The organism is Thalassobaculum sp. (assembly GCF_965223715.1).
Lineage (GTDB): Bacteria > Pseudomonadota > Alphaproteobacteria > Thalassobaculales > Thalassobaculaceae > Thalassobaculum.
On sequence record NZ_OZ245012.1, the window covers coordinates 3,818,168 to 3,842,462 of the forward strand.

A 24,295-nucleotide genomic window follows, 5' to 3' on the forward strand; every position below is an offset into this window, starting at 1 on the left:
CTGGTCTAGAGCGCGGCCAGGATCGCGTCCACCGACTTGATCTCCGCCAGCACGCGCATCGCCGCCAGGGCCGCCTCGTGCTGGGCCTGAGTTGCGGTCGAGCAGGCGTCGGACGCCACGGTCACCTCGTATCCGATGTCGGTCGCGTGGCGCACCGTGCCCTCCACCGTATAGGCCGTCGACACGCCGCAGCAGATCAGGTGCCGGGCCCCGAGCTTGAACAGCACCTGGGCGAGCGTGGAATCCTGGAACCCGCTGTTGCGGGTGTGGGTGACCACGTGCTCGCCTGCGATCGGGCCGAGACCGTCGACGAACTCCGTGCCCCAGGTCCCCTCCTTCCACGCACCCTGTTCCAGCCATTGGCGGATCAGCGGCGTGTTCGCGATGACGTCGCGATATTCCGGGTCGACGGCGAGCCGCACATGGACGATGGGCACGCCCGCCGCGCGCGCTCCGGCGAACAGACGCTTGGCGTTGTCGAGCCGCTGCCAGCGCCAGTCGGCATCGGCGGCGATGCCCACCTTCACCTTCCCGTCCGGATGGCAGTTTTCGTTCTGGTAGTGGTTCGCGACGATGACGGTGCCGGGCATGGGGTTGCTCCAGTTTCTCCCTGCGAGGCCGCTCAGCATATCAGCCCGGGGCCCGACCGTCCTTGGGCCTCACCGCTCCAGATTGAGCCCGATCTTCGCCGCCGTGGCCATCACCATCTCCGCCAGCACCGGCAGCCGCGCGTCGGGGAAGCGGGGCGCCGGGCCGGTGACGCTGATGGCGCCAACCACCTGGCCGTGGCGGCGGATCGGCGCGCCGACGCAGCGCACGTCCGGATTGCGCTCCTCGTCGTCGACCGCATAGCCGCGCGCCCGGCAGAGCGCGAGGTCCCGTCGCAACAGGGCCCGGTCGGTGATCGTGTTCGGCCCGAACCGGGGCAGGGCGCCGTCCTCCAGCAGGTCGGCCAGCAGCCGGTCGGCCTCGGCCTCGCCCAGCACGGAGAGGATCGCCTTGCCCGTGCTGGTGCAGTGGGGCGGCTCGCGCTCGATGCGGACGATCTCGTTGCTCGCCCCCTCCATCTCCCGGCGCTCGATGGAGACCACGTTGCGGCCGTCGAAAACGCAGATATGCACCGCCTCGCCGCTCTGGTTGGCGAGCGTGGCCGCCGGGACCCGGGCATGGCGCATCAGGTCGATATCGGCCAGCACCACCCCGCCCAGGGCCAGCAGCCGGAAGCCGAGCCGGTAGGCGTCGCGCCGTCCGTCCTGGACCAGAAAGCCGATCTCGCGCAGGGCGGCGAGCTGGCGGTGGACGCTGGTCTTCGGCAGGCCGGTGCGCGCGGCGATCTCGGCCAGGGTCAGCCGGCGATCCTCGCGGGTGAAGCAGTCAAGCACGGCGGAGGTCTTGCGCAGGGATTTCATCGGGGGAGCGATTTCATCAGGGCAGCATCCGCCGGAACTGTTCCGAATATCGGAATTCATGGAACGCCATCGTTCTCCGGCGCGCAAGACACGCAGAGGATGGGCCGCGTCATAACCGGTACCGGCAGCCGCATTCCGCGCCTATTCCGCAATCAAGAACGCGCCGGACCCTTTCAGGAGGAACCCCATGGCCGAGCTCGCCGGCGTCATCCCGCCATCCACCACCCCCTTCGACGCCGCCGGCGCCATCGACTTCGACGCGGCGGCCAAGCAGATCGACTGGCTGATCCGGGAGGGGGCGACCGGCGTGGCCGTCGGCGGCTCCACCGGCGAGGGCCACACGCTCGACGCCGAGGAGACCCGCGACCTGGTCGCCGCCGCGACGGACGCGGCGGCCGGCCGGGTGCCGGTGGTCGCCGGCATCATCTGCGACAGCACCCGCGAGGCGGTGCGAAGGGGCAAGATGGTGGCCGCCCTGAACCCCGCCGCCCTGCAGGTGACGCCGGTGCACTACCTGTTCCGGCCATCCGACGACGACATGGTGGAGCATTTCCGCACCATGGCCGGGGAGACCGGGCAGAAGATCATCATCTACAACGTGGTGCCCTGGACCTATCTCTCCCCGGCCCTGCTGCTGCGGATCTTCGACGAGGTGCCGGAGGTGATCGGGGTCAAGCAGTCGGCCGGCGACCTGAAGCTGTTCGCCGACCTGATGCTGGACGTGAAGCCGGGCAAGTCGATCTTCAGCGCGGTGGACGCGCTGATGTACCCCTCCTATGCCCTGGGCGCGCATGGTTCCATTGCCGCGATCCTGGCGGCGGCCCCCGGCGCGTCGGTGAAGCTCTGGGACCTGGTGAAAGCGGGCGACCACGCCGCGGCCCTGGACCTGCACGGCAAGCTGCTGCGCACCTGGAACGCGCTGCTGCCCCACGACAACCTGCCGGCGGCCACCAAATACGCCCAGGCGCTGCAGGGGGTGCCGTCGGGCCTCCCGCGCCGGCCGATGGCGCCGGCGAGCGCCACGCAGAAGAAGGCGATCGAAGCAGCGCTGAAGGGGCTGGGGGCGATCTGAGGGGGCGCTTCCCTTCCCTCTCTCACCCACTCCCCGGATTTATTCCGGGGCCCACGGTTGGGCCGCTCGAGCGGCGTCAGGTCATCACCAGCGCCCGAAGAGCCGACGGGTAGGCCCCGGAATAAATCCGGGGAGTGACATGAGGGAATGGGATCGGAAAAAAGGGCCGGCGCGTCGGTGAAACTGTGGGATCTGGTGAAGGCGGGCGACCACGCCGCGGCCCTGGGGCTGCACGGCAAACTGCTGCGCACCTGGAACGCGCTGCTGCCCCACGACAACCTGCCGGCGGCCACCAAATACGCCCAGGCGCTGCAGGGCGTGCCGTCCGGGCTGCCCCGCCAGCCGATGGCGCCGGCGAGTGCCACGCAGAAGAAGGCGATCGAGGCGGCGCTGAAGGGGCTGGGGGCGATCTGAGGGGGGCGCTTCCCTTCCTTCTCTCACCCACTCCCCGGATTTATTCCGGGGCCCACGGCTGGGCCGCTCGAGCGGCGTCAGGTCATCACAAGCGCCCGAAGAGCCGACGGGTAGGCCCCGGAATAAATCCGGGAAGTGGATGAGGGTGAGAGGGGAGGAATTCTTCCCGTCTTCCCGGCCCTGCGCCGGGATCCAGGGTGGGGACGCTGGAGTGTCCGGGATTGGGCTGAGGCGTTCCGGTGAGCGTCTTCCTCGGTCCCAAAATCTCACACTCCACGGACCTGTTCCGGGGCCCACCCGTCCGCCGCTCGGGTGTTCGAGAAAACGCGGCGCCGTCCGGGTCGCCCTACCGTGGGCCCCGGAATGAATCCGGGGAGTGGATGAGGGATGTGGAAAGGGCCGGCGCAATGCCTGCACCGGCCCTCTCATTTCCTTCACGGCCCCGGATCTGCTCCGGGGCGAAGTGAGCTTTCAGCTCACTTCGGCTGCGGGACGTAGCGCAGGTAGGGCTTCTCGGCGCGCCAGCCGCCCGGGAACTTCGCCTTGGCGTCCTCGTCCTTCAGCGCCGGGACGATGATGACCTCGTCGCCATGCTTCCAGTTCACCGGCGTCGCCACCTGGTGCTTGGCGGTGAGCTGCATGGAGTCGATCACCCGCAGCACCTCGTCGAAATTGCGGCCGGTGCTCATCGGATAGACCAGGATCAGCTTCACCGTCTTGTCCGGACCGATGACGAAGACGTTGCGGACCGTGGCGTTGTCGACGGCGGTACGGCCCTCGGCGGTCTCGCCCGCACCCTCCGGCAGCATGCCGTACAGCTTGGAGACGTTCAGGTCGGTGTCGCCGATCATCGGATAGTTCGGCTTCGCCCCCTGGGTCTCCTCGATATCGGCGGCCCATTTGGCGTGGTTGTCGACGTTGTCGACGCTGAGGCCGATGATCTTCACGCCGCGCTTGTCGAATTCCGGCTTGATCCGGGCCATGTAGCCGAGCTCGGTGGTGCAGACCGGGGTGAAGTCCTTCGGGTGCGAGAACAGCACGCACCAGCTGTCCCCGATCCAGTCGTGGAACGAGATCTCGCCCTCGGTGGTCTTGGCGGTGAAATTCGGGGCGGTCTGGCCGATCTTGAGAGTCATGAGGGTCACTCCATCGTTTTCAGCATCACGCACGGACGGTCCGCGCGCGTTCAATCAAAGCGATCGTCGTCGCCGAGGCGTCGCTGCCGGTGATTGCCGACCGGCCGGCGTCCTCCTCCAGGCGGTCCCGCCCCCCAAACCGGACGGAACGCGGGCGGACGGTACCCCCGATCGGGCCGCCCGCCTCTTGCTTTATTGGCCCTGACGTATCACGGCTAGGTGATAAATGTTAGCGTCGTTTCAAGCTGGTTCCATGGCCCCTCGGCCGTGCTTCCCCGATATCCGAACAGGAGAATAGCCCCGTGGCGACTTTCGCTCCCGACGCCCTGCGCGCCCTGATGGCCGATGTCTTCATCAAGTCCAATGTGGCGCCCGATATCGCCGGCGTGGTCGCCGATGCCCTGCTGCGGGCCGAGGCCGACGGGATCTCCAGCCACGGCGTCGCCCGGGTCCCGCCCTATGCCGAACAGGCGATGAACGGCAAGGTCGACGGCCATGCCCGGCCGACGATCACCCGCAGCGCCCAGGCGGTGGTCGATGTGGACAGCCATATCGGCTTCGCCTTCCCCGCCATCCGGGCCGGGCTCGACGCCGCGGCAGAGTTCGTCGGCGAAACCGGCATCGCCGCCGTCTCGATCAAGCACAGCCACCATTTCGGCGTCGCCGGCCATCATGTGGAGGACGCCGCCAGCCGCGGCCTGGTGGCGCTCGCCTTCTCCAACACGCCCGCCGCGATCGCGCCCTGGGGCGGCAAGACCGCGCTGTACGGCACCAACCCGATCGCCTTCGCCTCGCCGCGCACCGACGGCCGGCCGCCGCTGGTGATCGACCTGTCGGTCTCCACCGTCGCCCGCGGCAAGGTGGTGCTGGCGGCGAAGAAGGGCGAGGCGATCCCCGACGACTGGGCGCTCGACGCCGAGGGCAACATCACCACCGATGCCGACGCCGCCCTGGTCGGCTCCATGGCGCCGCTCGGCGGGCGCAGCGCCGGGGCCAAGGGGGCCGCGCTCGGCCTCATGGTGGAGCTGCTCTGCGGCGCGCTGACCGGCTCCAATTTCGGCTATCAGGGCTCCTCCTTCTTCGAGCCGACCGGGGCGCCGCCGGCGATCGGTCACCTGATCCTGCTGATGGACCCCAGGGCCTTCGGCGGCGGGGCGGGCTTCGCCGCCCGTTCGGAGGAGATGTTCGCCGAGATCCTGAAACAGGAGGGCACCCGCCTGCCGGGCGACAGCCGCCTGGCGAAACGGGCCGCCGCCCCCGGCGGCATCACCATCCCCGACGCCCTGGCGGATGACTTGACGGCGCGGGCGGGCGTATAAGTTAGGGACATCGTCAGGTGGGACAGAACTCGGGACCGGCAGTCACGAGTGTTAGGAGTATTGCGTGAACGTAGACCTGATTGAACTCCGCGACCAGGTGACGGAGATCCTCACCACCTACGGGCTGGAGGTGCTCGGCGCCATCGCCATCCTGGTGGTCGGCTGGATCCTGTCGGGCTGGGCCAAGGCCGGCACGCGCCGGGCCCTGAACCGGGTGCGCTGGATGGACGACACGGTACGGCCGATCTTCGCCGCCGTGGTCGGCTATCTGGTCCTGGCGATCACCCTGATCGCGGTGCTGAACCAGTTCGGCGTCCAGACCGCCTCGATCATCGCCGTCCTCGGTGCCGCCGGCCTGGCCGTCGGCCTGGCGCTGCAGGGCACCCTGTCGAACGTGGCCGCCGGCGTCATGCTGCTGTTCCTGCGGCCGTTCAAGGTCGGCGACTACGTGGAAGCGGGCGGTGCGGCCGGCACGGTGAAGGAGGTCGGCCTGTTCAACACCGAGCTCGCCACCCCGGACAATGTCTACATCGTGGTGCCGAACTCGGCGATCTTCAGCCAGGACATCTCCAACTACTCGCGCTACGCCACCCGCCGGCTGGATATCGCGGTGGGCGTGGCCTACGACGCGGACCTCAACAAGGCGATGTCGGTGCTGACGGCGACCCTGGAGGCCGACGGCCGCGCTCTGCCCGACCCCGCCCCCCAGGTCATGGTGATGGAGCTGGGCGACAGCGCGATCACCCTGAACCTGCGCTTCTGGGTCAACGCCGCCGACCTGTGGCCCTGCAAATGGGCGATGAACAAGGCGGTGAAGGAAGCGCTCGACGCGGCCGGCATCGAGATCCCGTTCCCGCAGCGGGTCCTGCACATGAAAGCGGAACCGCCGGCCGCCTGAGCCGTCCCTTCCGCTTACCTCACCGAGACCGGGTCGCGCAGCAGCGCGACCCGGTAGGTGCCGATCTTGGCGAAGCCCACCGCCTCATAGGCTTTCGCCGCCGCCGGCGACTGGGTGAACAGGATCGCCCGCGCCACGCCCCGGTCGCGCGCCGCCGCCAGGGTGGCCGCCAGCAGATGGCGGGCATGGCCACGATTGCGATGGGCCGGCGGGGTCCAGACCGGGCCGATCTGAACGATCTCCGGCAGGGTGGCGTTGAACCCACAGAGGCAGACCGGGTGATCGCCGTCGATCAGCACCCAGATGTCGTCGCGGATCATGAACCCGTCGACCCGCTCGACCACGATCGCCTCCAGCTTCGGCCCCGGGGCGGTGCCGAGACCCTCGATCTCGAAGCCGCGGATCCAGTCGGTCAGCAGGTCGCGTCCCGCCTCGCGCGCCAGGGCGACCCGCAGAGAACCGCCATCCGCCCCATCGGGCGGGCGCAGGGCGTCGAGCGGCAGGGCATACAGGTCTTCCCAGGCATCGACGGCGCAGTCCGGCTCGGCGACGCCCAGCCGGTCGAGCACCGCCTGGACCTGCGCGGGATCGCCCAGCGCGCCGGAAACCGGCCGGGTGACCGAGGCGGCGAAGCCGGCGACGAGCGCGTCCAGCACGTCGGGATCGGGCGCCTGCAGCAGGACGTTGCCGTTCCAGCAATGGGCCAGCACGCCCCGCATCGCGCCCGACGCATCGACCGCGCCCCAATAGGCGGCCGAGCGCGGCCGGCCGGAATATTCCAGCCCGCAGGCCCGCGCATTGCCAAGCAGGAACATGCTGCGCTCGATATGGGCCGCGAGAAACGCGGTCATCGCGGGAAGATCGGGCTCCGCGAGGGCTCTGATCGTGAGGCCTGTGCTGGTGTCCATGGCGACCGGTCCGGGTTGACCGGGACGGCCTGTGCCGTCCCGTCCGCCACCATGATCCGACCGTCGCCCGAATGCCAGCGGGCCGTCGCGGGCTCAGAGCGTCAGTAGCTGCGCTCCAGCTTCAGCCAACCGCGGCGGTCGCGGGAGGTCACGACCACGTCGCGCACGCCGGCACCGCCCAGCACCTTCAGCGGCACCTCCACGCCGGCCGGGCCCAGGGCCCGCACCTTGCGCCAGAGCTGTTCCATGTCGCCGACCGGCTCCTCCCCGACGCCGAGGATCACGTCGCCCGGACCGATGCCGGCGGTCTGCGCCGGGCCGCCCGGGGCCACCCGTCCGACCACCAGCCCGCCATCGACCTCGTCGGGATACAGGCCGATCCACGGCTGGGCTGGGGTGGTGGCCCGCCCGAAGGCCAGCAGGTCGCCCAGGATCGGCGGCAGCAGGTCGATGGGCACGTAGAGATTGCCCGGCAGCTTGCCGACCACGTCGCGCAGGATCAGGGAGCCGACCCCGACCAGCCGGCCGTCCTTGGCGAACAGGGCGGCTCCGCCGAAATTCGGGATCGGCGGCGAGGTGTAGAGCGCGGTGTCGAGCAGGTATTCCCAGCCGCCGGCGAAGGACCGCAGGTCCATCAGCACCGTCGGGCGCGCCCCGCCCGGGCCGGCGGCGAGCAGCGTGTCGCCGACCTCCAGGTCGCCCATGCTGCCGAGGACGGCCGGCGTCGCCTCCAGCGCTCCGAGGGCGCGAACCAGGCCGAAGCCGGTCTCATGGTCGTAGCCGACGGTCTCCGCCGGGACGCGATTCGCCGCCGCGTCGACGACCCAGACCTCGTCGGCCTCCATGATCAGGTAGCCGATGGTGACGATGAGGCCGCCGCTGTCGATGAGAATGCCGCCGCCGCGCCGCTCGGTGCCGAGCGAGTCCGCGGTGCGCGCATCGGCCGGAACGGTGCTCTGGATTTCCACGACCGCGTTCAAGGGGTTGACGTCGGCCCGCGGCGGTCCGCCGGGAACGGTCAACAGGACGAGGATGATCAGGAAGGCGAGTCTGCACATGCCGCACCTCCTCAGGTTCTGATCCAGAGATGGTAGACCGGTTCTGCGGCCGGACCAGTGAGAACGTGTCGAATCCGTGAAAACTTGTTATGTTCCAAGGTCAAGACCGGCCCGTCAGGGCCGACGGCACGTGCGCGGGAGGCGGCGATGGCACGCGGACAGGACTACGTGAAGGCCAAGGCCCTGGAAGCGGTCGAGGCCGCCGGCGGCAACCGGCACGAGGCCGCGCTGCTGCTGCGGGTCTGGGCCGATGCCGACGACAAGCTGTACCGGGCGCTGACCGCGCCGCTGATGGGCAACCTGACCGCGCTTGCGGTGCAGCGGGCCACGGGCGCCTCCGACGGCCATTCGATCGGCGGCACCGGCGGCCGCAAGAAGGGGGCGAAGGGGCGCAAGCAGCCGATCGCCGAGGCCGACCTGCTGGCGGCCATCGGCTCGCGCAGCGGCCAGACCATGTCGAGCTACCGGCAATCCGCCGCCCCGCCGAGCCAGGGCAGCGCGCGCCACAAGCAGGCGGTCACGCTGCTGGCGTCGGCCTATCGGCGCAAGCCTTAGGACAAGACAAGTTCGGGAGGTCAGGGGCGTCCGGTCAGGCCGGACGCGCCTTCACCATGTTCTCGTAGAGATTGGAGATATAGCTCGGATCGGCACCGATCTGCTGGTTGGTGCGCGAGCGGTGCTCCGCCGTCTCCGCCACGCCGGCGCTGACCATGTTCGGGGCCGCCTCGTCCGGGCAGATCGCCAGGCCGGTCTTCTCCAGGCTCGCCATGATGTCCTGGCTCTGCTTGCGGAAGCGCTGGAACGACGAGTCGAACTTGCCGGAATCCTTCTTGCTCGGGCTGGAGGCCCGGGACAGCGCCATGGAGAAGATGTCGAGGATCAGGTTGGCGTTCCGGGTCTCGATCCACTCGGTGACCATCGCGCTCCACACCGCGCTGACATAGGTCCGCGAGGCCGAAGCCATCATGCCCTTGGACAGGGTCTGGTCGGCGGCCTGCACCATGGCGTCGGTCGGCATGCGCGGGACGATGACGAACCCGGCGAGCGACAATGACTCGATCACCTCCTCGGCGTCCTTGCGGTAGTTCTCCCACTCGTTCTCGATGAGGAACGAGCCAAGGAAATCCACCTCGTTGTTCTGGACGTTATTGAGGAAGCGCGCGAATTCCTTCGCGAAATACTCCACGGCGGAAGGCTGTTGATTGATCGGTGCCGCGTTCCTGCCACGCATCGCTATCATCCCAATGTTCCGGTGCGCCCGCTGTCAGCCTGACCGGCCGCCAGCACCGCACCGCACTTCAAATCACCCCGTCGCCGTCGCGCGGTGGCCCCGACCCGGCGCCACGTCGGCAATACTGGCGATGAGATCCAGAACAGTATCCCACAGATGGTACCGGTTTTGCACGCGTCTTGGGACGTTCTGCCCCATATGTGGCGCCGCACTATAGACCTGACAAATTATTTTTGAAGCGTGGTCTGTCCAATATTGCCCGATTCATTCCACCGCCGGCTGTTCAGCGGGTGACGCGCGGCTTCAGAAATCTCGGCGGCGACGGGATCACCACCCGCTCCTGGGCCTCGCGCAGATCCTGCCAGTCGCGCGCGCTGTCGCGGACGGTCTCGCGCACCGGCGTGCGCCGCGGCTCCGCCGGCTTGGCCCGCATCCGCCGGGCCCTGCGGGTGGCGTCGTCGCCGATGCTGGACCGCTGCCACGAGGGAAGCGCGTCGAACGCGGCCGAGGCGGTGCGCAGATCGGCGCTGCGGCCGGAGCGGTAGGCCCGGTTCACCTCGCGCGCCACGATGCTGCCCGCGCCGAGCTCGGCATTGACGGTTTCCGACAGCACGCCGAGTGCACGGCGATCCAGCGGGTCGATATCAGCCATCCGTTTCCCCCACCCAGCGGTTTGCGGTCCAAGTCGCTCGGTCCGACAGACTATTCCAAGCCGGTCCCATTGTCAGCTGTCAACGCCGGAGCTCAGCCGTCCTTGAACTTCTCGCGCACCGCCGAGAAGGCCTTGAGAACCGCGGCTTCCGTCGGCCCGCCCCGGCCCGTGATGTTGTCGGCCAGCACCACGTAGAGCGCGTCGATATGCAGGTCGATGATGTCGATCCGGCGCCGGTCCAGGCTGTCCATTCCGGTGACGAAGTCGTTCAGCGATTTGCCGATCGCGGTCAGCAGGTCGAAGCCGATGGTGCCGCCGGCGCCCTTGATCTCCAGGGAGTCCCGGTAGATCGCGTGCAGCGCCTGGCCGGCGTCGCCCTCGCCCTCCGACACCTCGCGCAGGGCGGTGCGCATGGCCACCAGCCGGGCGGCGATGTCGGCGGTGAAGGTGTCCCGCGCCTTGTGGACCACCTGCTCCAGCTTCTCGACCATGGCCGGCGGAAGCTTGAAGTCGAAGCCGCGCGTATGGTTCACCGCCTTGCGCCGGAGGTCCGGGCGCGGCGGGATGATCTGGGCCTTGCGTGCCATCAGTCGGCGCGCCGCCGGTCCGGTCCGCCGTATTCGACCTGGCGCCGGCGGCGGTCCGGGCCGAAATAATCGTCGATATTGACGAAGGCGCGGGGCCGGGCGATCACCGAGACCAGCCGGCGGTACAGGCCCTCGACGTTGAACGGCTTGGCCAGGAACTCCGTGACGCCGCGGTCGCGGGCGCGCATCACGTATTCCTCTTCGGAATTGGCGGTCAGCATGATGATCGGGACCATGCGGTCGGGCGAGTCGATGCCGGTGCGCACCCACTCGATCAGGTCGATCCCGGTCTCCGGCTCCATGTGATACTCGGTGATGATGATGTCCATCGGCTCGCCGCGCAGCACGTTGCGGGCGCGCTCCACCGACGTCACGCTGCGGATGCGGGTGACCTCGAGCATGGCGAGGATGTCTCGGATGAGCTGCGTCGACAGCTTGTTCTGATCGACGATGAGAAAGCTCACCTTGGAGAAGTCGATTTTTTCGGGCATGAGCGCGCCGTTTCTCGGCCTCTCCGGTGGAACCCAGTCTTCCCGAAACATAGGCGGGGTAGCGGGCTATGTAAATCTTCCGGCCGCCCTGCAGCGGCATTTCGGCGTGTTTACTTCCGTTAACCACGTCGCCAGGATCGCCGCCATGAACGACGCGTCCATTCCGGTCTGCCAAGCCGCCGACCCCGCCCCCCGCGCACCTGGCTTCGCCGTGCCGCCAGGGGCGACCGACTGCCATTTCCATGTGTTCGGCCCGGCCGACCGCTTCCCCTATACCCCCAACCGGACCTACACCCCGCCGGACCACCCGGCCGAGGCGTATCGCCACCTGATCGACACGCTGGGCGTGACGCGCTGCGTCACCATCCATCCCAGCGTCTACGGCACCGACAATGCCATCACCGAATGGCTGCTGCAGGAGGCAGCCGGCTGGGACGGGATCGAGATGAAGGGCATCGCCGTGCTGGATGCCGGGATCGACGACGGCTCCCTGCGCCGGCTCGACAAGCTGGGCGTGCGCGGCGTGCGCTACAACCTGCTGTTCAAGGGCGGGCCGCCGGCCGAGGAGATCCGCACCATGGCCGGCCGCATCGCCGAGATGGGCTGGCACATCCAGTTCCTGGTGGACGTCTCGACCTTCGATCTGGCGACCTATGCCGACCTGCCGGTGGAGATCGTGGTCGACCATATGGGCCACATGGACCCGAGGAAGGGGCTGGATGCGCCCGGCTTCGCCACCCTGCTCGACCTGCTGAAGGGCGGGCGCACCTGGGTGAAGCTGTCCGGCGCCTATCGCAGCACCAACCTGCAGCACACGCCCTATACCGACATGGTGCCGATCGCCCAGGCCCTGGCGCAGACCGCGCCGGAGCGCTGCGTGTGGGGGACCGACTGGCCGCATCCGCACTTCCCGATCCCGATGCCGAATGACGGCGACCTGATGGACGAGTTGGCGGTCTGGGTGCCGGACGAGGCCCGGCGCAAGGCCATCCTGGTGGACAACCCGGCCAGGCTCTACGGCTTCTGAGATCAGTCGACGGGGGTGGCGGTCACCGCGATGGCGATCGTCACCTCGTCGCCCACCGCGTTGTTGGTGGCCCATTCGCCGGTGCCGATGGCGAAGGTGTGACGGCTGACCACCAGCGATCCCTCCGCCTGGGCCGTCCCGCCCTCGAGGGTCAGGGTGAAGGGCAGGGTGACCGGTTCGGTCTTTCCTTTCAGGGTCAGGGTACCGACGGCCTCGTAGCCGTCCGGCCGGCGCCGGATCTCCCCGGCCTCGAATACCGCCTCGGGAAACCGGTCCACCGCGAAGAACGCGGGGCCGCGCGCCTGGGAGTCCCGGTCATCGTCCCCGGTATCGATGGATGCCGTCCGGATCACCACCCGGACCGCGCCGGCGGGCTCGTCCGGATCGAAGCGGATGTCCATCTCGTAGTCCCGGAACGCACCCTCGATCGGGGTGCCGAGCTGGGTGAAGGTGAAGGCGATCCGGCTTCCGTCCGGATCGACCCGCCAGCGCGGCGGCTCGTCCGCCCGGACGGCTCCCGCCGCGCCGCCGACCGCCAGCAGCAGGACCAGCGCGCCCGGCAGCATCCGCCGCATCGTCGCGTCCCGGTCCCGGAAATGGTGCTTGAGGGCGGCCGCCACATGCAGCGCGACCAGGGCCAGCAGCCCGTAGGCCAGGGTCCCGTGCACCTCCTCGAACAGCGCCGCCAATGCGCGGTCCGGCGCGATCGGGTTGGGCAGCACCACCAGGCCGAACAGGTTGACCGGGGTGTTCGCCGCCGCCGACATCAGCCAGCCGAGCACGGGCATGGCGATCAGGCAGGCATAGAGCAGCCAATGGGCCAGGGTCGCGGTCCGGCGCTGCCAGCCGCTGTCGCCGAGATACCGGGGCTGCGGGTTCGCCAGGCGCCAGGACAGCCGCAGGAGGGTGACCGCCAGGATCGTCATGCCGAGCGACTTGTGCCAGCCATAGGCCTCGAGCTTCGCCAGCCCCATGGGCAGGGCGTCCATCCACCAGGCGATGGGGAACATGGCCGCCACCGCCAGCGCCGTCAGCCAGTGCAGCCCCTTGGCCGCCCAGCCGTACCGCTCCGTCGAATTGCGCATCGCCATCGCAGGCCTCCTCGAGGCGAGGAGATGGAGCAGCGCGGCGCGGCGCCAAGGGCGGCGGCGATCACAGGCCGGCGATCACGGGGCGGCGATCATGCCCGGGCCTTCCTCTGCGCCACATGCTCGCGCCAGGAGAGATAGATGCCGCTGGCGATCAGGATGGCGATGCCGGTCCAGGTGAAGGCGTCGGGGAAATCGCCGAACCAGAGATAGCCGATGGTCGTCGCCATGATGATCTCGGCATAGATGAAGGGCGAGATCACCGAGGCCGGAGCCTGCTCGAAGGCGCGGATCATGAAGTAGTGGCCGAACGCCCCGACCGATCCCATCACCGCCATGCGCACCCAGTCGCCCGCATCCGGCGTCTGCCACACGAAGGGCAGCAGCACGGCCGTGACGGCCACACCGACCAGGGAGGTATAGGCCAGGGTCACCAGGGGCGGGGCGGCGGTGCTCAGATGCCGGGTCAGCAGGGCATAGGCGGCGATGCAGCAGCCGGCCGCCAGCGCCAGCACCGCGCCCGGCTGGAACACGCCCAGGCCGGGCCGCAGGATCACCAGCACGCCGAGGAAGCCGACCAGCACCGCGCCCCAGCGCCGGGCCCCGACCTGCTCGCCCAGGAACAGGGCGGAGATCGCGGTGACGATCAGCGGGGCGACGAACATCAGCGCCAGCCCGTCGGCCAGCGGCAGGGTGCGCAGCGACCAGTAGAAGAAGCCGGTGCCTGCCAGGATCGACAGGCCGCGGGTGATCTGCAGGCCCAGACGGTTGGCGCGCCGCAGCTCCCGTCCATGGCGCAGGGCGGCGATCGGCACGATGAACAGCGACTGGAAGGCGAAGCGGGCGAAGACGAGCTGGACCACCACGTAGCGGTCGCTCATGGACTTCGCCAGGCCCTCCATGATCGGCAGCAGCGAGACCGACAGCAGCATCAGCCCGATCCCGAGCAGCACCCGGTCGGCCGGCGGAGGCGGCGCCTGCGGCGGCGTCGGGTCGGTGACGGGCACGGCGGTCGGTTCGGTCATGCTGGGCCTGCGAAGGTCGGAGGGAGACGGGGAGGGATGGGCGCGGGCGGCAGGACGGCATACGATATCGATACTTATGCGGGAGGCCAACCGGGCGGCCTTGTGGGTGGCCTTGTGGGCAGGGGGACTCGCCGCGCGGCGAGGCGCGCTATATCCCTGGGACCTCGGCTCCCGCGTTCGACCTGTTCGGAGGTGTCCGCATGCTCCGCCTGCTGTCCGCCGCCCTCGCGCTGATCCTGCTGTGCGGGCCTGTCCGGGCCCAGACCCCGGTCGACCTGCAGCTCGTCCTCGCCGTCGACATCTCCCGCTCCATGGACCAGGACGAGCAGAGCCTGCAGCGCGCCGGCTACGTCGCCGCCCTGCGCGACCCGGAGGTGATCGCGGCGATCCAGGGCGGCCCGCTCGGGCGGATCGCGATCACCTACGTGGAATGGGCCGGCCAGGGGCTGCAGACGGTGTTGGTGCCCTGGACCCTGATCGACGGCGCGGACTCCGCGGGGGCGGTGGCCGACGCGCTGGCCGCCCAGCCGCTGCAGCGCCTGCGCCGCACCTCGATCAGCAACGCCCTGACCTTCTCCGCCGCCCATTTCGAGACCTCCGGCTTCGAGAGCCCGCGCCGGGTGATCGACATCTCCGGCGACGGGCCGAACAACCAGGGCTTCAACGTGACCGACGCCCGCGACGCGGTGATCGACCAGGGCATCACCATCAACGGCCTGCCGATCATGCTGAAGACCGGCTATCCAAGCGGCTTCTTCGACGTCCAGAACCTCGACCTGTACTACGAGGACTGCGTGATCGGCGGGTTCGGCGCCTTCCTGGTCACCGTGCAGGACGCGGGCGAGTTCGCCGCCGCCATCCACCGCAAGCTGATCCTGGAGATCGCCGGCCGCACCCCGCCGCCCCGCGCGATCCCCGCCCAATGGAGCCCCGCCCCCTCGGGGCAAGGGTTCGACGACAGCGACTGCCAGATCGGCGAGAAGCTCTGGGACAGCTGGATGCGCGGCTCGGAATAACGGGCGTCGACCACGGCTCGGCACGACGCGATGCCGAAACGGAACCAATGCCGTTCCAGACCGACCCCTGGGATCCGCCAACCGCTCGGCTATATGGGAGACCCATGGCCGATGCACCGATCCCTGACGTCCCGCCCCCGTCCGACGCGCCGGAAACGGTCGCGCTGACCCGCGAGCGGCTGCGCTCCGGCGAGATCCGCGCGCTGCTGCACAAGCATGAGCCCACCATCAAGACCCTGAGCGACGAGGAGCTGGCCGCCTCCCAGGCCGCCATGTTCCCGCCGACCGGCAAGCCCCAGGGCGATGTCTGGCTGTTCGGCTACGGCTCGCTGATCTGGAACCCGGCCATCGAGTTCGCCGAGCAGCGCTGCGCCACCGTGCGCGGGCTGCACCGCCGCTTCTGCCTGCGCACCGAGCTGGGGCGCGGCACCCCGGACCAGCCGGGCCTGGTGCTCGGCCTTGACCGCGGCGGGGTGTGCCGCGGCGTCGCCTTCCGCATCCCCAGGGAGCATGCGGAGACGGAGCTGGAGATCGTCTGGCGCCGGGAAATGGTCACCTATGCCTACCGGCCGCGCTGGCTGAAGGCCCAGACCGACCAGGGGCCGATCGACGTGCTCGGCTTCGTGATCAACCGATCCAGCGAGCGCTACTGCGGCCAGCTTCCCGAGGACGAGGCGGCGGACACCATCGCCAAGGCCTGCGGCTTCCTCGGGCCGTGCTGCGAGTACCTGTTCAACACGGTGTCCCATCTGCGCGAGCTGGGCATGCCCGATGCCGGGCTGGAGCGCCTCGCCGGCAAGGTGGCCGCCCGGCAGGCCACCGGCGCCATCCAACCCGGCGCCACCCAACCCGGCCTCGACGCGCGGCGGCGGAGCGCGTAAGACGGGAGGAACTCACTCCCGAGGGCAAAGTGGCCGCGCCGAACACGCCGAACTACCTGGACGACGGGCATGTGGGCCGCGGCATCCTGCTGATCTGCGGCGGCTTTCTGCTGTTCGCCTTCCTCGATACCTCGGCAAAGGTTCTGTCCCGCGATCTCGACACGCTGCAGATCGTCTGGTCCCGGTTCGTCGGCCATGCGGTTCTGGTCATGCTGGTGCTGCTGCCACGCAAGGGGCCCCGGGTCTTCGCCACCAGCAACCTGCGCCTGCAGATCGCCCGCTCGATGCTGCTGGTGATGTCGACCGTGCTGAACTTCACCGCCGTCAGCTACCTGCCGCTGACCACCACCGCCTCGATCTTCTTCACCGCCCCGCTGCTGGTCGCCGCCCTGTCTGTGCCGCTGCTGGGCGAGAATGTGGGCTGGCGCCGCTGGTCGGCCATCGCGGTCGGCTTCCTCGGCGTGCTGGTGATCATCCGGCCCGGGGCGGCCGAGGTTCACTGGGCGATCGGCCTGTGCCTCGGCAATGCGCTCGTGGCCGCCCTGTACAGCATCGCCACCCGCAAGCTGGCCGCCCGCGACCATTCCGACACCACCTCGCTGTACTCCCCGCTGGTCGGCGCGGTGATCTTCCTGCCGGTCCTGCCCTATGTCTGGACCGCGCCGGAGACCGCGACCCAGTGGGCGCTGCTGCTCGGCCTCGGCGTGTTCGGCGGGGTCGGTCACTGGCTGGTGATCATCGCCCACCGCTATGCCGGCGCCTCGGTGCTGGCCCCCTTCACCTACAGCGCCATCCTGTGGATGACGATCTCGGGATACCTGGTGTTCGGCGACCTGCCCGACCAGTGGACCGTCGTCGGCGCGGCGATCGTCATTGCCAGCGGGCTCTACGTCTTCCACCGTGAACAGGTCCGCAAGGCCCAGCGCTGACTTTCAATCGATAAGAAGCTCCAAGGGAGAGACCGAGCGATGACCGTGGCGACCCAGCTTTTCGATCTCACCGGCCGGGTGATCCTGATCACCGGCGCCTCACGCGGCATCGGCCTCGCCATGGCCCGGGCCTGCGGCGCCCATGGGGCGACGGTGGTGCTGAACGGCCGCAACGCCGAGGCGCTGAAAGGCCGGGTGGACGAGCTGACGGCCGAGGGGATCACCGCGGAGGCCGAGGCCTTCGACGTCACCGACGAGGCCGCCGCCCAGGCCGCCCTGGAGCGCATCATCGGCCGCCACGGGCGCCTCTGGGGCCTGATCGCCAATGCCGGGGTGCAGCACCGGGTGCCGGTGCTCGACTTCCCGACCGAGGATTTCCGCCGGGTGGTCGACACCAACCTGACCGCCTGCTTCACGCTCGGCCGCGACGCCGCCCGCCACATGGCGGAGGCCGGGGGCGGACGGATCGTCAACACCGTATCCATGCTCGGCCCCCAGGCGCGGCCGACGGTCCCGGCCTATATCGCCGCCAAGGAGGGCCTGCGGGCGCTGACCCGGGCGATGGCGGTGGAGCTGGGGGCCAAGGGCATCACGGTGAACGCGGTCGCGCCGGGTTATGTCGCAACCGAAATGAACACCGCGCTGATTGAGAACACCGAGTTCAACGCCTGGGTCGTCGGCAAGACCCCGCTGGGGCGCTGGGCCGACCCGGCGGAGTTGGGCGGTGCGGCGGTCTACCTGATGGCCGATGCCGGCAGCTTCGTCAGCGGCCAGATCCTCGGGGTGGACGGCGGGATGAGCGTGCAGGTCTGACGCCGGCCGTCCTCCTGCCCCCACCGTCATCCTGAAGCAAATCAGGACCAAGCCGCCGACACCCAACTCTCACCCGTCGTCCTGACGAAAGTCAGGACCTGCGGTGCACGGGCGTCCGGGCGTTGATCCTGATGTGCATCAGGATGACGGGTGGGGGTGGAGAGTGTCCCTATACCCCCGCCAGCGCCTTCACCCGGCCGAGCATCGTGCCGATCGCCGCCTCCGGGTCGCCCAGGTCGACGGTGCCGGCGGCCGCCAGGGCGCGGTCGGCGATGGTCTGGTCGGTGCAGATATTCGAGATCGCGTTGCGCAGGCTGGTCTCGTCCTCGTGGCCGGCGGAGAGCACCACGGTGCCGCCGGTCTTGGCCACGCCGCGCGCGGTCACCGAATGCTCCAGGTTCCAGGGCAGGATGAACTGCGGCGTCCCGGCCAGAAGGGCGGCGACCGCCGTCGACAGGCCGCCATGGTGGACGATCAGCCGGACCGAGGGCAGCACGGTGGCGAAGTCCTGGGGCTCGGAATGGATCGTCAGCCCCGGCCCGCTCTCCTTCGCGGCACCCGACGGGGCGAGATCGGAGATGTAGCCGCTGCCCCGCACCTTCGCCGCCTTGGTCGCCGCCACCGCGACCGGGGTCAGCTTGTGGCTGCGCGGCAGGTAGAGGAACACGCCCCGCTCCTCGCGCTCGGCAATCGGTTTCGGCCGGATGTTGCGCGGCATGTTGAAGGGCGGCAGCGTCGGCTCGGTGCGGTAGGCGGCGTAGGGATCGACCAGCGGCAGGGAGAACACGAAGGTCTCGTCCCCGTGCAGGGCGTCGGCCACGTACTCCACCGGCCTGTCGCCGAGCGCCGCCAGGGCCGCGTTCATCGAGCGGTGCAGCGCCTCCTCGTTCTCGACGCTGAACGGCTCCAGCGTTTCCTGCCAGGGCCGGATCGGCGGCATGGGCCGGCCGGCCGGCGGGGTGGTGTAGCCGTTGCCGACGCCGATATGCGGCACCCGCCCCCGCGCCGCCAGGTTCAGGGTCGGCGAGAAGTCGCCCACCACCACATCCGGCTTCACCACGTCGATCAGGTCGCGCCAGGCCGAGATTCGCTGGCGCAGCGCCTCCACATTGCCGTAGCCGATGATCCGCAGCACGTCGGCGAAGATATGGGTCGGGATCTGCCGGACCTTGGGGTCGGTGGGGATGTTCCAGCGCGGCGCCTGGATGACCCGCACGCCGGGCAGGCGCTGGCCGGTCGCGCGGTCGATCAGGGCGTCGCCGCGCTCGATCTCCTGCAGGGCGCAGACGATCTCCCAGCCCTCGGCCGACAGGCGCTCGGCGATCGGACGGAACCGCGTGACGTGACCGAGCCCGGCCCCGAACTCCCAACCAAAAAGTACGCGCACTTCGCCAGATCCCGTGCTTCGATAGGCAGACCCCTCCTCCATAGCGCGGCCGGAGACCCAACACCACTCCGGTCCGCGCCAGCAGCAGATCGACCCGGAGCCCTCCCATGACCTTCTCCATCGCCGCGCGCGATCCCGAGACCGGTGCCTACGGCCTCGCCGTCACCACCTCCGGCCTGGCGGTCGGCAGCCGCTGCCCCTACGCGAAGGCGGGCGTCGGCGCCGTGCTGACCCAGCACCGCACCGACCCGCGCCTCGGGCCGCTCGGCCTGCAGCTCCTGTCCAGAGGGCTCTCCGCCCAGGAGACGCTGGATGCCCTGGTCGCCGGCCGCTACGACGCCAAGTGGCGACAGGTGGCGGTGGTCGATTCGGCCGGGCGGACGGCCGCCTATCACGGCAGCGAGATCTACTCCTATCACGGCCATGCCAGCCGGGACGGCGCCATCGCCATCGGCAACATCCTGCGCAGCGAGGCGGTGCCCCAGGCCATGCTCGACCGGTTCATGGCCGATCCCCAAGAGCCGCTGGAGCTGCGGCTGGTGGCGGCCCTGGAGGCGGGTGTGGAAGCCGGCGGAGAATTGGGGGCGCTGAAATCGGCGGCCCTGCTGATCGTGCGCGACGACGACTTCGCCTGGATGGACCTGCGGGTCGACCGCGCCGCCGACCCGATCGCCGAGCTGCGGGTGCTGGCCCAGGAATACGCCCCGGTCTCCGCCGAGTTCCAGCGCCGGGTACTGCAGCCGGAGACGGTGCCCGACGACGCCACCCTGGTGCGCCTGCACAAGGAGCTGGTCGCCGCCAAGGCTTGAGCCCGGGCGATCCGCCGCGTATGGGAAGCCCCATGGCTCTGCTCACCGACACCGATCCGCCGGCCTTCGAGGTCGTGAACCCGGACTCCACCGCCGCGGTGGTCTTCGTCTCCGACCACAACGCCAACGCCGTCCCGGCCGCCTTGGACGGCCTCGGCCTTCCCACGCGCGAGCTGAACCGGCATATCGGCTACGACATCGGCATCGACCGGATCGCCCGGCGCCTGGCCGAGCGGTTCTCGGCACCGCTGGTGGTCAGCGGCTATTCCCGGCTGGTCTGCGACGTGAACCGGGTGCCGTACTCGCCCGGCTCCATGCCGGAGGTCTCCGACGGCACGCCGGTTCCGGGCAACCAGGACCTGCATGCCGACGACCGCCAGGCCCGCTACGACGCCCTGTTCCATCCCTATCACGGCGCCATCGCCGACCTGCTGGACGCGCGGGCCAAGGCGGGGGAGCACCCGCTCCTCGTCGCCCTGCACAGCTTCACCCCGACCCTGGTCAGCGCACCGGCCGACCGGCCGTGGGAGATCGGCTTCCTGTGGGCCGGCGACGCACCCACCTCGGCCCGGGCCATGGGGATCTTCCGGGGCCTGTTCCCCACGGTCTGCGTCGGCGCCAACGAGCCCTATTCCGGCTCCTCGCCCGAGGGCTACACGGTGCCGGTCCATGGCGACCGGCGGGGCCTGAGCAACCTGTGCCTGGAGTTCCGCCAGGACCTGATCGCCGACGATGCCGGCGGCGACCTCTGGGCCGGGCGGTTCGGCGATGCGCTGGCGGAATTGCTGAGGACGGCCGACGAGGGGTAGCGCCGGCCGGGCGTCGCGACGATATTTCGGGGCAAAGAACCCGACTCCTGGAGGATCGACCATGGCCGACCAACCGACACTCGACGACGCGACCCGCACCGAACTGGAGGCGGCCGCCTTCCGCACCCTGGTCGCCCACCTGCGCGAGCGCACCGACGTGCAGAACATCGACCTGATGAACCTGGCGGGGTTCTGCCGCAACTGCCTGTCCAAGTGGTACCGGGCCGCGGCCGAGGAGAAGGGCCTCGACCTCGACTACGAGCAGGCGCGCGAGATCGTCTACGGCATGCCCTATGCCGAGTGGAAGGCGACCTACCAGGCCGAGGCCTCTGCCGAACAGAAGGCCGCCTTCGACGCCCAGGCCAAGCACTGAGGCCATGGCACCTGCCGGCGACACAGTCTGAGACAACGAAGATCGGGACAGGGCGCTGCGGAATCAGGCACCATGCCGGCCCCGTCCGGTTTCGCCGCAGTGACGTCTAACACCTGTCACGATTGGCGGCCCATGATACCGGCGCGGACCAAACGGCCGCCTGCTAGGAAGTGAGACCATGCCGGATCAGTTGCGTATCGCCGCCCTTCTCCTCTGTTCCGTGGTCGTCGCCGTGGGCGTCGCCGTCGCCGGGAAGTTCGTCGGCGACGGGTTCCGCGACGGCCGCGCCGCCGACCGCTACGTGACGGTCAAGGGCGTCTCCGAGCGCGACGTGGTCTCCGACCTGGCGGTCTGGCCGGTGCGCATCACCGAGACCGGCGACGATCTGGGCGCCACCCAGTCGCGGCTGGAGCAGGACGTGGACGCCCTGGTGGTCTTCCTGGTGGGCGAGGGCCTGCCCCAGGACAGCATCCTGCGCGGCCGGGTCGAGGTGCAGGACCTGCTGGCCCAGGCCTACCGGCCGGAGGGTATCGAGAAGGGCCGCTACATCCTGGCCCAGACGGTCACCGTGCGCACCGACAACGTGACGCTGGTGGACTCCGCCGCCTCGCGGATCGGCGAGCTGGTGAAGATGGGCGTCGTCTTCGCCGAGACCGGCGGGCCGACCTATGTCTTCACCGGCCTGAACGACATCAAGCCGGAGATGATCGCCGAGGCCACCAAGGAGGCCCGCGCCGGCGCCCAGCAGTTCGCCGACGACAGCGGCAGCACGGTCGGCGCGATCCGCCAGGCCAACCAGGGTGTGTTCACCATCGGCGCCCCGCGCGGCTGGGCCGAGTACAACGCCGACAGCGCCATCGAGAAGCGGGTCCGCGTGGTGTCGACGATCGACTTCTTCCTGCGGGATTGAGCAACAATCGTCATCCCGGCGAGCCCCGGACCTGATCCGGGGGTCGGCCGGGACCTTGATCCGAGCGCCTGTTCTGGGTCCCGGCCCGCTCCCGGATCAATCCCGGATTAAATCCGGGACGGGATCGTCCGGGATGACGGATGACGGTGGGAGGGCCTAAGCCGCCCGCGCCTGACCGACCGCCGGCTCGAACGGCTGGAGGTTGTCCAGGAACATCTCGGCACAACGCGCCCAGGTGAACTGCAACCCCCGCGCTCTTGCCACATTCCGGTCGATCCTCAGCGCCCCGGCCACCGCGCGGCCGAGATCCTCGTCCAGCACCCCCGCGCCGCTGTCGGCGATCACGTCCAGCGGGCCCGGCACCGGATAGGCGGCCACCGGTACGCCGCTGGCCAGCGCCTCGATCAGCACCAGGCCGAAGGTGTCGGTGCGGCTCGGGAAGACGAAGACGTCCGCCGAGGCGTAATGGGCGGCCAGGTCCTCGCCGGATTTCGACCCGACGAAGACCACCTCGGGATGCTGACGCTCCAGCTCGGCGCGCTGCGGGCCGTCGCCGACCACCACCTTGGTGCCCGAATGGTCCAGGGCCAGGAAGGCGCCGATGTTCTTCTCCACCGCCACCCGGCCCACATACATCAGGATCGGCCGCGGCAGGTCGAGAACCGACGGGCGCGGATGGAACAGCGACACGTCGACCCCGCGGGTCCAGTCGCGCAGGTTCGGAAAGCCCTGGGCCTCCAGCTCCCGGCGCAGCGACGCGGTCGCCACCATCACCCCGCTCGACGGCGCGTGGAACCGGCGCATCATCCGGTAGGTCCAGGACAGCGGGATGCCGGCCCGGGCCTGGAGATACTCCGGAAACTTGGTGTGATAGGCCGTGGTGAAGGGCAGCCCCCGCGCTAGGCAGTAGCGCCGGGCGGCATAGCCGAGCGGTCCTTCCGTCGCGATATGGATCGCGCAGGGATGGGCGGCGTCCAGCAGTTCGGTCACCCGCCGGTCGGGGAACAGGGCCAGCCGGATCTCCGGATAGGTGGGACAGGGGACGGTGCGGAACCGGTCCGGGGTCACGAAGGTCACCCGGTGGCCCATGTGGCGCAGGTGGTCCGCCGTGGTCGCCAGGGTGCGCACCACCCCGTTGACCTGCGGATACCAGGCGTCGGACACCACCGCCACATGCAGCCCGTCGGCGGCCCCGAGGGCCGCGGGCGGGGGTGCCGTGAGCGCGCGGGCCGGGCTGCTCATGCCGCCCGCCTCAGGCCGCCATGGAGAGCTGCCGGATCTCCGCCCAATGGAGGATCTCCATCTGCCCGTCCATATGCTCGACCAGGGCGGTGCAGCTCTCCACCCAGTCGCCGTCGTTGCAGTACAGGATGTCGCCGATCATCCGCATCTCGGCCTTGTGGATATGGCCGCAGACCACGCCGTCCACCCCGCGCTTGCGCGCCTCGTCGGCCAGCGCGTCCTCGAAGGCGCCGATGAACTCGACCGCCCGCTTCGCCTTCTGCTTCAGATAGGCGGACAGCGACCAATAGGGGTAGCCGAAGCGGCGGCGGATCTCGTTGAAGGCGACGTTGAGCGACAGCAGGGTGGCGTAGGACCAGTCGCCCAGCACCGCCAGCCACTTGGCATAGGTGACCACCACGTCGAACTCGTCGCCGTGGATCACCAGGAAGCGCCGGCCGTCTTTGGTGACGTGGATGTGCTCGGGCCGGATCTCGATCTGGCCGAAATCGGAATTCAGGTATTCCCGGAACAGGTCGTCATGATTGCCCGGGATGAAGATGACCTTGGTGCCCTTGCGCGCCTTGCGCAGCAGCTTCTGCACCACGTCGTTATGGGCCTGGCGCCAGCCCCAGCTCCGCTTCATCCGCCAGATGTCGAGGATGTCGCCGACCAGGTAGAGGTACTCGGAATCGGTATGCTTCAGGAAGTCGAGCAGGTACTCTGCCTGGCACCCGCGGGTGCCCAGGTGGATGTCGGAAATCCAGATCGCCCGGTATCGGGTCACGCCCCGCTCCGCGTTCATACCGTACCCCCGCCATCGCCACGCCGG

General features: G+C 69.5%; 28 protein-coding genes. 14 read left to right on the forward strand and 14 right to left on the reverse strand.

What is annotated here, in order from left to right; translation table 11 throughout:
- Positions 1–5 precede the first annotated feature (5 nt).
- Both ACOQOP_RS17630 and ACOQOP_RS17635 read right to left on the reverse strand, forming a co-directional pair.
- Entirely contained in the window at positions 6–590 is a 585-nt protein-coding gene (locus ACOQOP_RS17630) for a cysteine hydrolase family protein (protein WP_420563121.1), read from the reverse strand.
- Between the two features lie 69 nt (positions 591–659).
- Positions 660–1,409 carry an IclR family transcriptional regulator gene (locus tag ACOQOP_RS17635; RefSeq protein WP_420563122.1) on the reverse strand — a complete coding sequence of 250 codons (750 nt, stop codon included), beginning with the start codon at positions 1,407–1,409 and terminating at the stop codon, positions 660–662.
- A gap of 187 nt (positions 1,410–1,596) precedes the next feature.
- On the opposite strand from ACOQOP_RS17635, the gene ACOQOP_RS17640 reads away from it, so the two are divergent.
- Complete coding sequence (locus ACOQOP_RS17640) at positions 1,597–2,481, forward strand: dihydrodipicolinate synthase family protein (protein ID WP_420563123.1); 885 nt, start codon at positions 1,597–1,599, stop codon at positions 2,479–2,481.
- Between the two features lie 147 nt (positions 2,482–2,628).
- Complete coding sequence (locus tag ACOQOP_RS17645) at positions 2,629–2,895, forward strand: dihydrodipicolinate synthase family protein (protein WP_420563124.1); 267 nt, start codon at positions 2,629–2,631, stop codon at positions 2,893–2,895.
- Positions 2,896–3,371: 476 nt separating this feature from the next.
- Here ACOQOP_RS17645 and ACOQOP_RS17650 read toward each other — a convergent pair whose 3' ends face one another.
- Entirely contained in the window at positions 3,372–4,031 is a 660-nt protein-coding gene (locus ACOQOP_RS17650) for a peroxiredoxin (protein ID WP_420563125.1), read from the reverse strand.
- A 302-nt stretch (positions 4,032–4,333) separates the two neighbouring features.
- Here ACOQOP_RS17650 and ACOQOP_RS17655 point away from each other — a divergent pair, with 302 nt between their 5' ends.
- Complete coding sequence (locus ACOQOP_RS17655; RefSeq protein ID WP_420563126.1) at positions 4,334–5,350, forward strand: Ldh family oxidoreductase; 1,017 nt, start codon at positions 4,334–4,336, stop codon at positions 5,348–5,350.
- 64 nt (positions 5,351–5,414) lie between these two features.
- Positions 5,415–6,248: a mechanosensitive ion channel family protein gene (locus ACOQOP_RS17660; RefSeq protein WP_420563127.1), complete on the forward strand. Its 834-nt coding sequence runs from the start codon at positions 5,415–5,417 to the stop codon at positions 6,246–6,248.
- 14 nt (positions 6,249–6,262) lie between these two features.
- Here the strand turns inward: ACOQOP_RS17660 and ACOQOP_RS17665 are convergent, their stop codons facing one another.
- On the reverse strand, positions 6,263–7,099 hold the full coding sequence (locus tag ACOQOP_RS17665; protein WP_420563128.1) for a GNAT family N-acetyltransferase: 837 nt from the start codon (positions 7,097–7,099) through the stop codon (positions 6,263–6,265).
- 158 nt (positions 7,100–7,257) lie between these two features.
- On the reverse strand, positions 7,258–8,214 hold the full coding sequence (locus ACOQOP_RS17670) for a S1C family serine protease (protein ID WP_420563129.1): 957 nt from the start codon (positions 8,212–8,214) through the stop codon (positions 7,258–7,260).
- A gap of 147 nt (positions 8,215–8,361) precedes the next feature.
- Here ACOQOP_RS17670 and ACOQOP_RS17675 point away from each other — a divergent pair, with 147 nt between their 5' ends.
- Positions 8,362–8,769 carry a hypothetical protein gene (locus tag ACOQOP_RS17675; RefSeq protein WP_420563130.1) on the forward strand — a complete coding sequence of 136 codons (408 nt, stop codon included), beginning with the start codon at positions 8,362–8,364 and terminating at the stop codon, positions 8,767–8,769.
- A gap of 34 nt (positions 8,770–8,803) precedes the next feature.
- Here the strand turns inward: ACOQOP_RS17675 and ACOQOP_RS17680 are convergent, their stop codons facing one another.
- The 4 genes from ACOQOP_RS17680 to ACOQOP_RS17695 form a co-directional block, all read right to left on the reverse strand.
- A complete protein-coding gene (locus tag ACOQOP_RS17680) occupies positions 8,804–9,445 on the reverse strand; it encodes a hypothetical protein (protein WP_420563131.1) in 642 nt (213 codons plus the stop codon).
- Between the two features lie 283 nt (positions 9,446–9,728).
- Positions 9,729–10,097 (reverse strand): hypothetical protein, encoded by a 369-nt coding sequence (locus tag ACOQOP_RS17685; RefSeq protein WP_420563132.1) that lies wholly within the window; start codon positions 10,095–10,097, stop codon positions 9,729–9,731.
- A gap of 92 nt (positions 10,098–10,189) precedes the next feature.
- Complete coding sequence (locus ACOQOP_RS17690) at positions 10,190–10,684, reverse strand: hypothetical protein (RefSeq protein ID WP_420563133.1); 495 nt, start codon at positions 10,682–10,684, stop codon at positions 10,190–10,192.
- Positions 10,684–11,175, reverse strand: coding sequence for a response regulator (locus tag ACOQOP_RS17695; RefSeq protein ID WP_420563134.1), 492 nt, complete (start codon positions 11,173–11,175; stop codon positions 10,684–10,686). Before ACOQOP_RS17695 ends, ACOQOP_RS17690 begins: the two co-directional genes overlap by 1 nt.
- Before the next feature lie 145 nt (positions 11,176–11,320).
- Here ACOQOP_RS17695 and ACOQOP_RS17700 point away from each other — a divergent pair, with 145 nt between their 5' ends.
- Positions 11,321–12,202 (forward strand): amidohydrolase family protein, encoded by an 882-nt coding sequence (locus tag ACOQOP_RS17700; protein WP_420563135.1) that lies wholly within the window; start codon positions 11,321–11,323, stop codon positions 12,200–12,202.
- A gap of 2 nt (positions 12,203–12,204) precedes the next feature.
- On the opposite strand, the gene ACOQOP_RS17705 is transcribed toward ACOQOP_RS17700, so the two are convergent.
- Both ACOQOP_RS17705 and ACOQOP_RS17710 read right to left on the reverse strand, forming a co-directional pair.
- Complete coding sequence (locus tag ACOQOP_RS17705) at positions 12,205–13,293, reverse strand: cytochrome b/b6 domain-containing protein (protein WP_420563136.1); 1,089 nt, start codon at positions 13,291–13,293, stop codon at positions 12,205–12,207.
- 89 nt (positions 13,294–13,382) lie between these two features.
- Positions 13,383–14,315 carry a DMT family transporter gene (locus tag ACOQOP_RS17710; protein WP_420563137.1) on the reverse strand — a complete coding sequence of 311 codons (933 nt, stop codon included), beginning with the start codon at positions 14,313–14,315 and terminating at the stop codon, positions 13,383–13,385.
- A 200-nt stretch (positions 14,316–14,515) separates the two neighbouring features.
- Between ACOQOP_RS17710 and ACOQOP_RS17715 the strand changes: the two genes are divergently transcribed.
- From ACOQOP_RS17715 to ACOQOP_RS17730, 4 genes are all read left to right on the forward strand, one after another.
- Positions 14,516–15,331, forward strand: coding sequence for a DUF1194 domain-containing protein (locus ACOQOP_RS17715; protein ID WP_420563138.1), 816 nt, complete (start codon positions 14,516–14,518; stop codon positions 15,329–15,331).
- 104 nt (positions 15,332–15,435) lie between these two features.
- Complete coding sequence (locus ACOQOP_RS17720) at positions 15,436–16,212, forward strand: gamma-glutamylcyclotransferase (RefSeq protein WP_420563139.1); 777 nt, start codon at positions 15,436–15,438, stop codon at positions 16,210–16,212.
- Between the two features lie 29 nt (positions 16,213–16,241).
- Complete coding sequence (locus tag ACOQOP_RS17725) at positions 16,242–17,141, forward strand: DMT family transporter (protein ID WP_420563140.1); 900 nt, start codon at positions 16,242–16,244, stop codon at positions 17,139–17,141.
- Positions 17,142–17,180: 39 nt separating this feature from the next.
- Positions 17,181–17,954, forward strand: a complete 774-nt coding sequence (locus ACOQOP_RS17730) for an SDR family NAD(P)-dependent oxidoreductase (protein ID WP_420563141.1) — start codon at positions 17,181–17,183, stop codon at positions 17,952–17,954.
- 169 nt (positions 17,955–18,123) lie between these two features.
- On the opposite strand, the gene ACOQOP_RS17735 is transcribed toward ACOQOP_RS17730, so the two are convergent.
- Complete coding sequence (locus ACOQOP_RS17735; RefSeq protein WP_420563142.1) at positions 18,124–19,341, reverse strand: glycosyltransferase; 1,218 nt, start codon at positions 19,339–19,341, stop codon at positions 18,124–18,126.
- Between the two features lie 107 nt (positions 19,342–19,448).
- Here ACOQOP_RS17735 and ACOQOP_RS17740 point away from each other — a divergent pair, with 107 nt between their 5' ends.
- From ACOQOP_RS17740 to ACOQOP_RS17755, 4 genes are all read left to right on the forward strand, one after another.
- Positions 19,449–20,150: a DUF1028 domain-containing protein gene (locus tag ACOQOP_RS17740; RefSeq protein ID WP_420563143.1), complete on the forward strand. Its 702-nt coding sequence runs from the start codon at positions 19,449–19,451 to the stop codon at positions 20,148–20,150.
- 32 nt (positions 20,151–20,182) lie between these two features.
- Positions 20,183–20,959 carry an N-formylglutamate amidohydrolase gene (locus ACOQOP_RS17745; RefSeq protein WP_420563144.1) on the forward strand — a complete coding sequence of 259 codons (777 nt, stop codon included), beginning with the start codon at positions 20,183–20,185 and terminating at the stop codon, positions 20,957–20,959.
- 61 nt (positions 20,960–21,020) lie between these two features.
- Positions 21,021–21,332 (forward strand): DUF1244 domain-containing protein, encoded by a 312-nt coding sequence (locus tag ACOQOP_RS17750; RefSeq protein WP_420563145.1) that lies wholly within the window; start codon positions 21,021–21,023, stop codon positions 21,330–21,332.
- A gap of 178 nt (positions 21,333–21,510) precedes the next feature.
- Positions 21,511–22,242: an SIMPL domain-containing protein gene (locus ACOQOP_RS17755; RefSeq protein WP_420563146.1), complete on the forward strand. Its 732-nt coding sequence runs from the start codon at positions 21,511–21,513 to the stop codon at positions 22,240–22,242.
- Positions 22,243–22,398: 156 nt separating this feature from the next.
- Here the strand turns inward: ACOQOP_RS17755 and ACOQOP_RS17760 are convergent, their stop codons facing one another.
- On the reverse strand, positions 22,399–23,421 hold the full coding sequence (locus ACOQOP_RS17760) for a glycosyltransferase family 4 protein (protein WP_420566543.1): 1,023 nt from the start codon (positions 23,419–23,421) through the stop codon (positions 22,399–22,401).
- 73 nt (positions 23,422–23,494) lie between these two features.
- The gene (locus ACOQOP_RS17765; RefSeq protein WP_420563147.1) at positions 23,495–24,268 is read right to left on the reverse strand and encodes a UDP-2,3-diacylglucosamine diphosphatase; all 774 of its coding nucleotides are present in this window, start codon (positions 24,266–24,268) and stop codon (positions 23,495–23,497) included.
- Positions 24,269–24,295 lie beyond the last annotated feature (27 nt).

What these genes read in the sequence shown, in the direction of transcription:
- ACOQOP_RS17630 (WP_420563121.1), bottom strand. Translation starts at nt 590, where the DNA reads ATGCCCGGCACCGTCATCGTCGCGAACCACTACCAGAACGAAAACTGC.
- ACOQOP_RS17635 (WP_420563122.1), bottom strand. Translation starts at nt 1,409, where the DNA reads ATGAAATCCCTGCGCAAGACCTCCGCCGTGCTTGACTGCTTCACCCGC.
- ACOQOP_RS17640 (WP_420563123.1), top strand. Translation starts at nt 1,597, where the DNA reads ATGGCCGAGCTCGCCGGCGTCATCCCGCCATCCACCACCCCCTTCGAC.
- ACOQOP_RS17645 (WP_420563124.1), top strand. Translation starts at nt 2,629, where the DNA reads ATGGGATCGGAAAAAAGGGCCGGCGCGTCGGTGAAACTGTGGGATCTG.
- ACOQOP_RS17650 (WP_420563125.1), bottom strand. Translation starts at nt 4,031, where the DNA reads ATGACTCTCAAGATCGGCCAGACCGCCCCGAATTTCACCGCCAAGACC.
- ACOQOP_RS17665 (WP_420563128.1), bottom strand. Translation starts at nt 7,099, where the DNA reads ATGACCGCGTTTCTCGCGGCCCATATCGAGCGCAGCATGTTCCTGCTT.
- ACOQOP_RS17670 (WP_420563129.1), bottom strand. Translation starts at nt 8,214, where the DNA reads ATGTGCAGACTCGCCTTCCTGATCATCCTCGTCCTGTTGACCGTTCCC.
- ACOQOP_RS17675 (WP_420563130.1), top strand. Translation starts at nt 8,362, where the DNA reads ATGGCACGCGGACAGGACTACGTGAAGGCCAAGGCCCTGGAAGCGGTC.
- ACOQOP_RS17680 (WP_420563131.1), bottom strand. Translation starts at nt 9,445, where the DNA reads ATGCGTGGCAGGAACGCGGCACCGATCAATCAACAGCCTTCCGCCGTG.
- ACOQOP_RS17685 (WP_420563132.1), bottom strand. Translation starts at nt 10,097, where the DNA reads ATGGCTGATATCGACCCGCTGGATCGCCGTGCACTCGGCGTGCTGTCG.
- ACOQOP_RS17690 (WP_420563133.1), bottom strand. Translation starts at nt 10,684, where the DNA reads ATGGCACGCAAGGCCCAGATCATCCCGCCGCGCCCGGACCTCCGGCGC.
- ACOQOP_RS17695 (WP_420563134.1), bottom strand. Translation starts at nt 11,175, where the DNA reads ATGCCCGAAAAAATCGACTTCTCCAAGGTGAGCTTTCTCATCGTCGAT.
- ACOQOP_RS17700 (WP_420563135.1), top strand. Translation starts at nt 11,321, where the DNA reads ATGAACGACGCGTCCATTCCGGTCTGCCAAGCCGCCGACCCCGCCCCC.
- ACOQOP_RS17705 (WP_420563136.1), bottom strand. Translation starts at nt 13,293, where the DNA reads ATGGCGATGCGCAATTCGACGGAGCGGTACGGCTGGGCGGCCAAGGGG.
- ACOQOP_RS17710 (WP_420563137.1), bottom strand. Translation starts at nt 14,315, where the DNA reads ATGACCGAACCGACCGCCGTGCCCGTCACCGACCCGACGCCGCCGCAG.
- ACOQOP_RS17715 (WP_420563138.1), top strand. Translation starts at nt 14,516, where the DNA reads ATGCTCCGCCTGCTGTCCGCCGCCCTCGCGCTGATCCTGCTGTGCGGG.
- ACOQOP_RS17720 (WP_420563139.1), top strand. Translation starts at nt 15,436, where the DNA reads ATGGCCGATGCACCGATCCCTGACGTCCCGCCCCCGTCCGACGCGCCG.
- ACOQOP_RS17730 (WP_420563141.1), top strand. Translation starts at nt 17,181, where the DNA reads ATGACCGTGGCGACCCAGCTTTTCGATCTCACCGGCCGGGTGATCCTG.
- ACOQOP_RS17740 (WP_420563143.1), top strand. Translation starts at nt 19,449, where the DNA reads ATGACCTTCTCCATCGCCGCGCGCGATCCCGAGACCGGTGCCTACGGC.
- ACOQOP_RS17745 (WP_420563144.1), top strand. Translation starts at nt 20,183, where the DNA reads ATGGCTCTGCTCACCGACACCGATCCGCCGGCCTTCGAGGTCGTGAAC.
- ACOQOP_RS17750 (WP_420563145.1), top strand. Translation starts at nt 21,021, where the DNA reads ATGGCCGACCAACCGACACTCGACGACGCGACCCGCACCGAACTGGAG.
- ACOQOP_RS17755 (WP_420563146.1), top strand. Translation starts at nt 21,511, where the DNA reads ATGCCGGATCAGTTGCGTATCGCCGCCCTTCTCCTCTGTTCCGTGGTC.
- ACOQOP_RS17765 (WP_420563147.1), bottom strand. Translation starts at nt 24,268, where the DNA reads ATGAACGCGGAGCGGGGCGTGACCCGATACCGGGCGATCTGGATTTCC.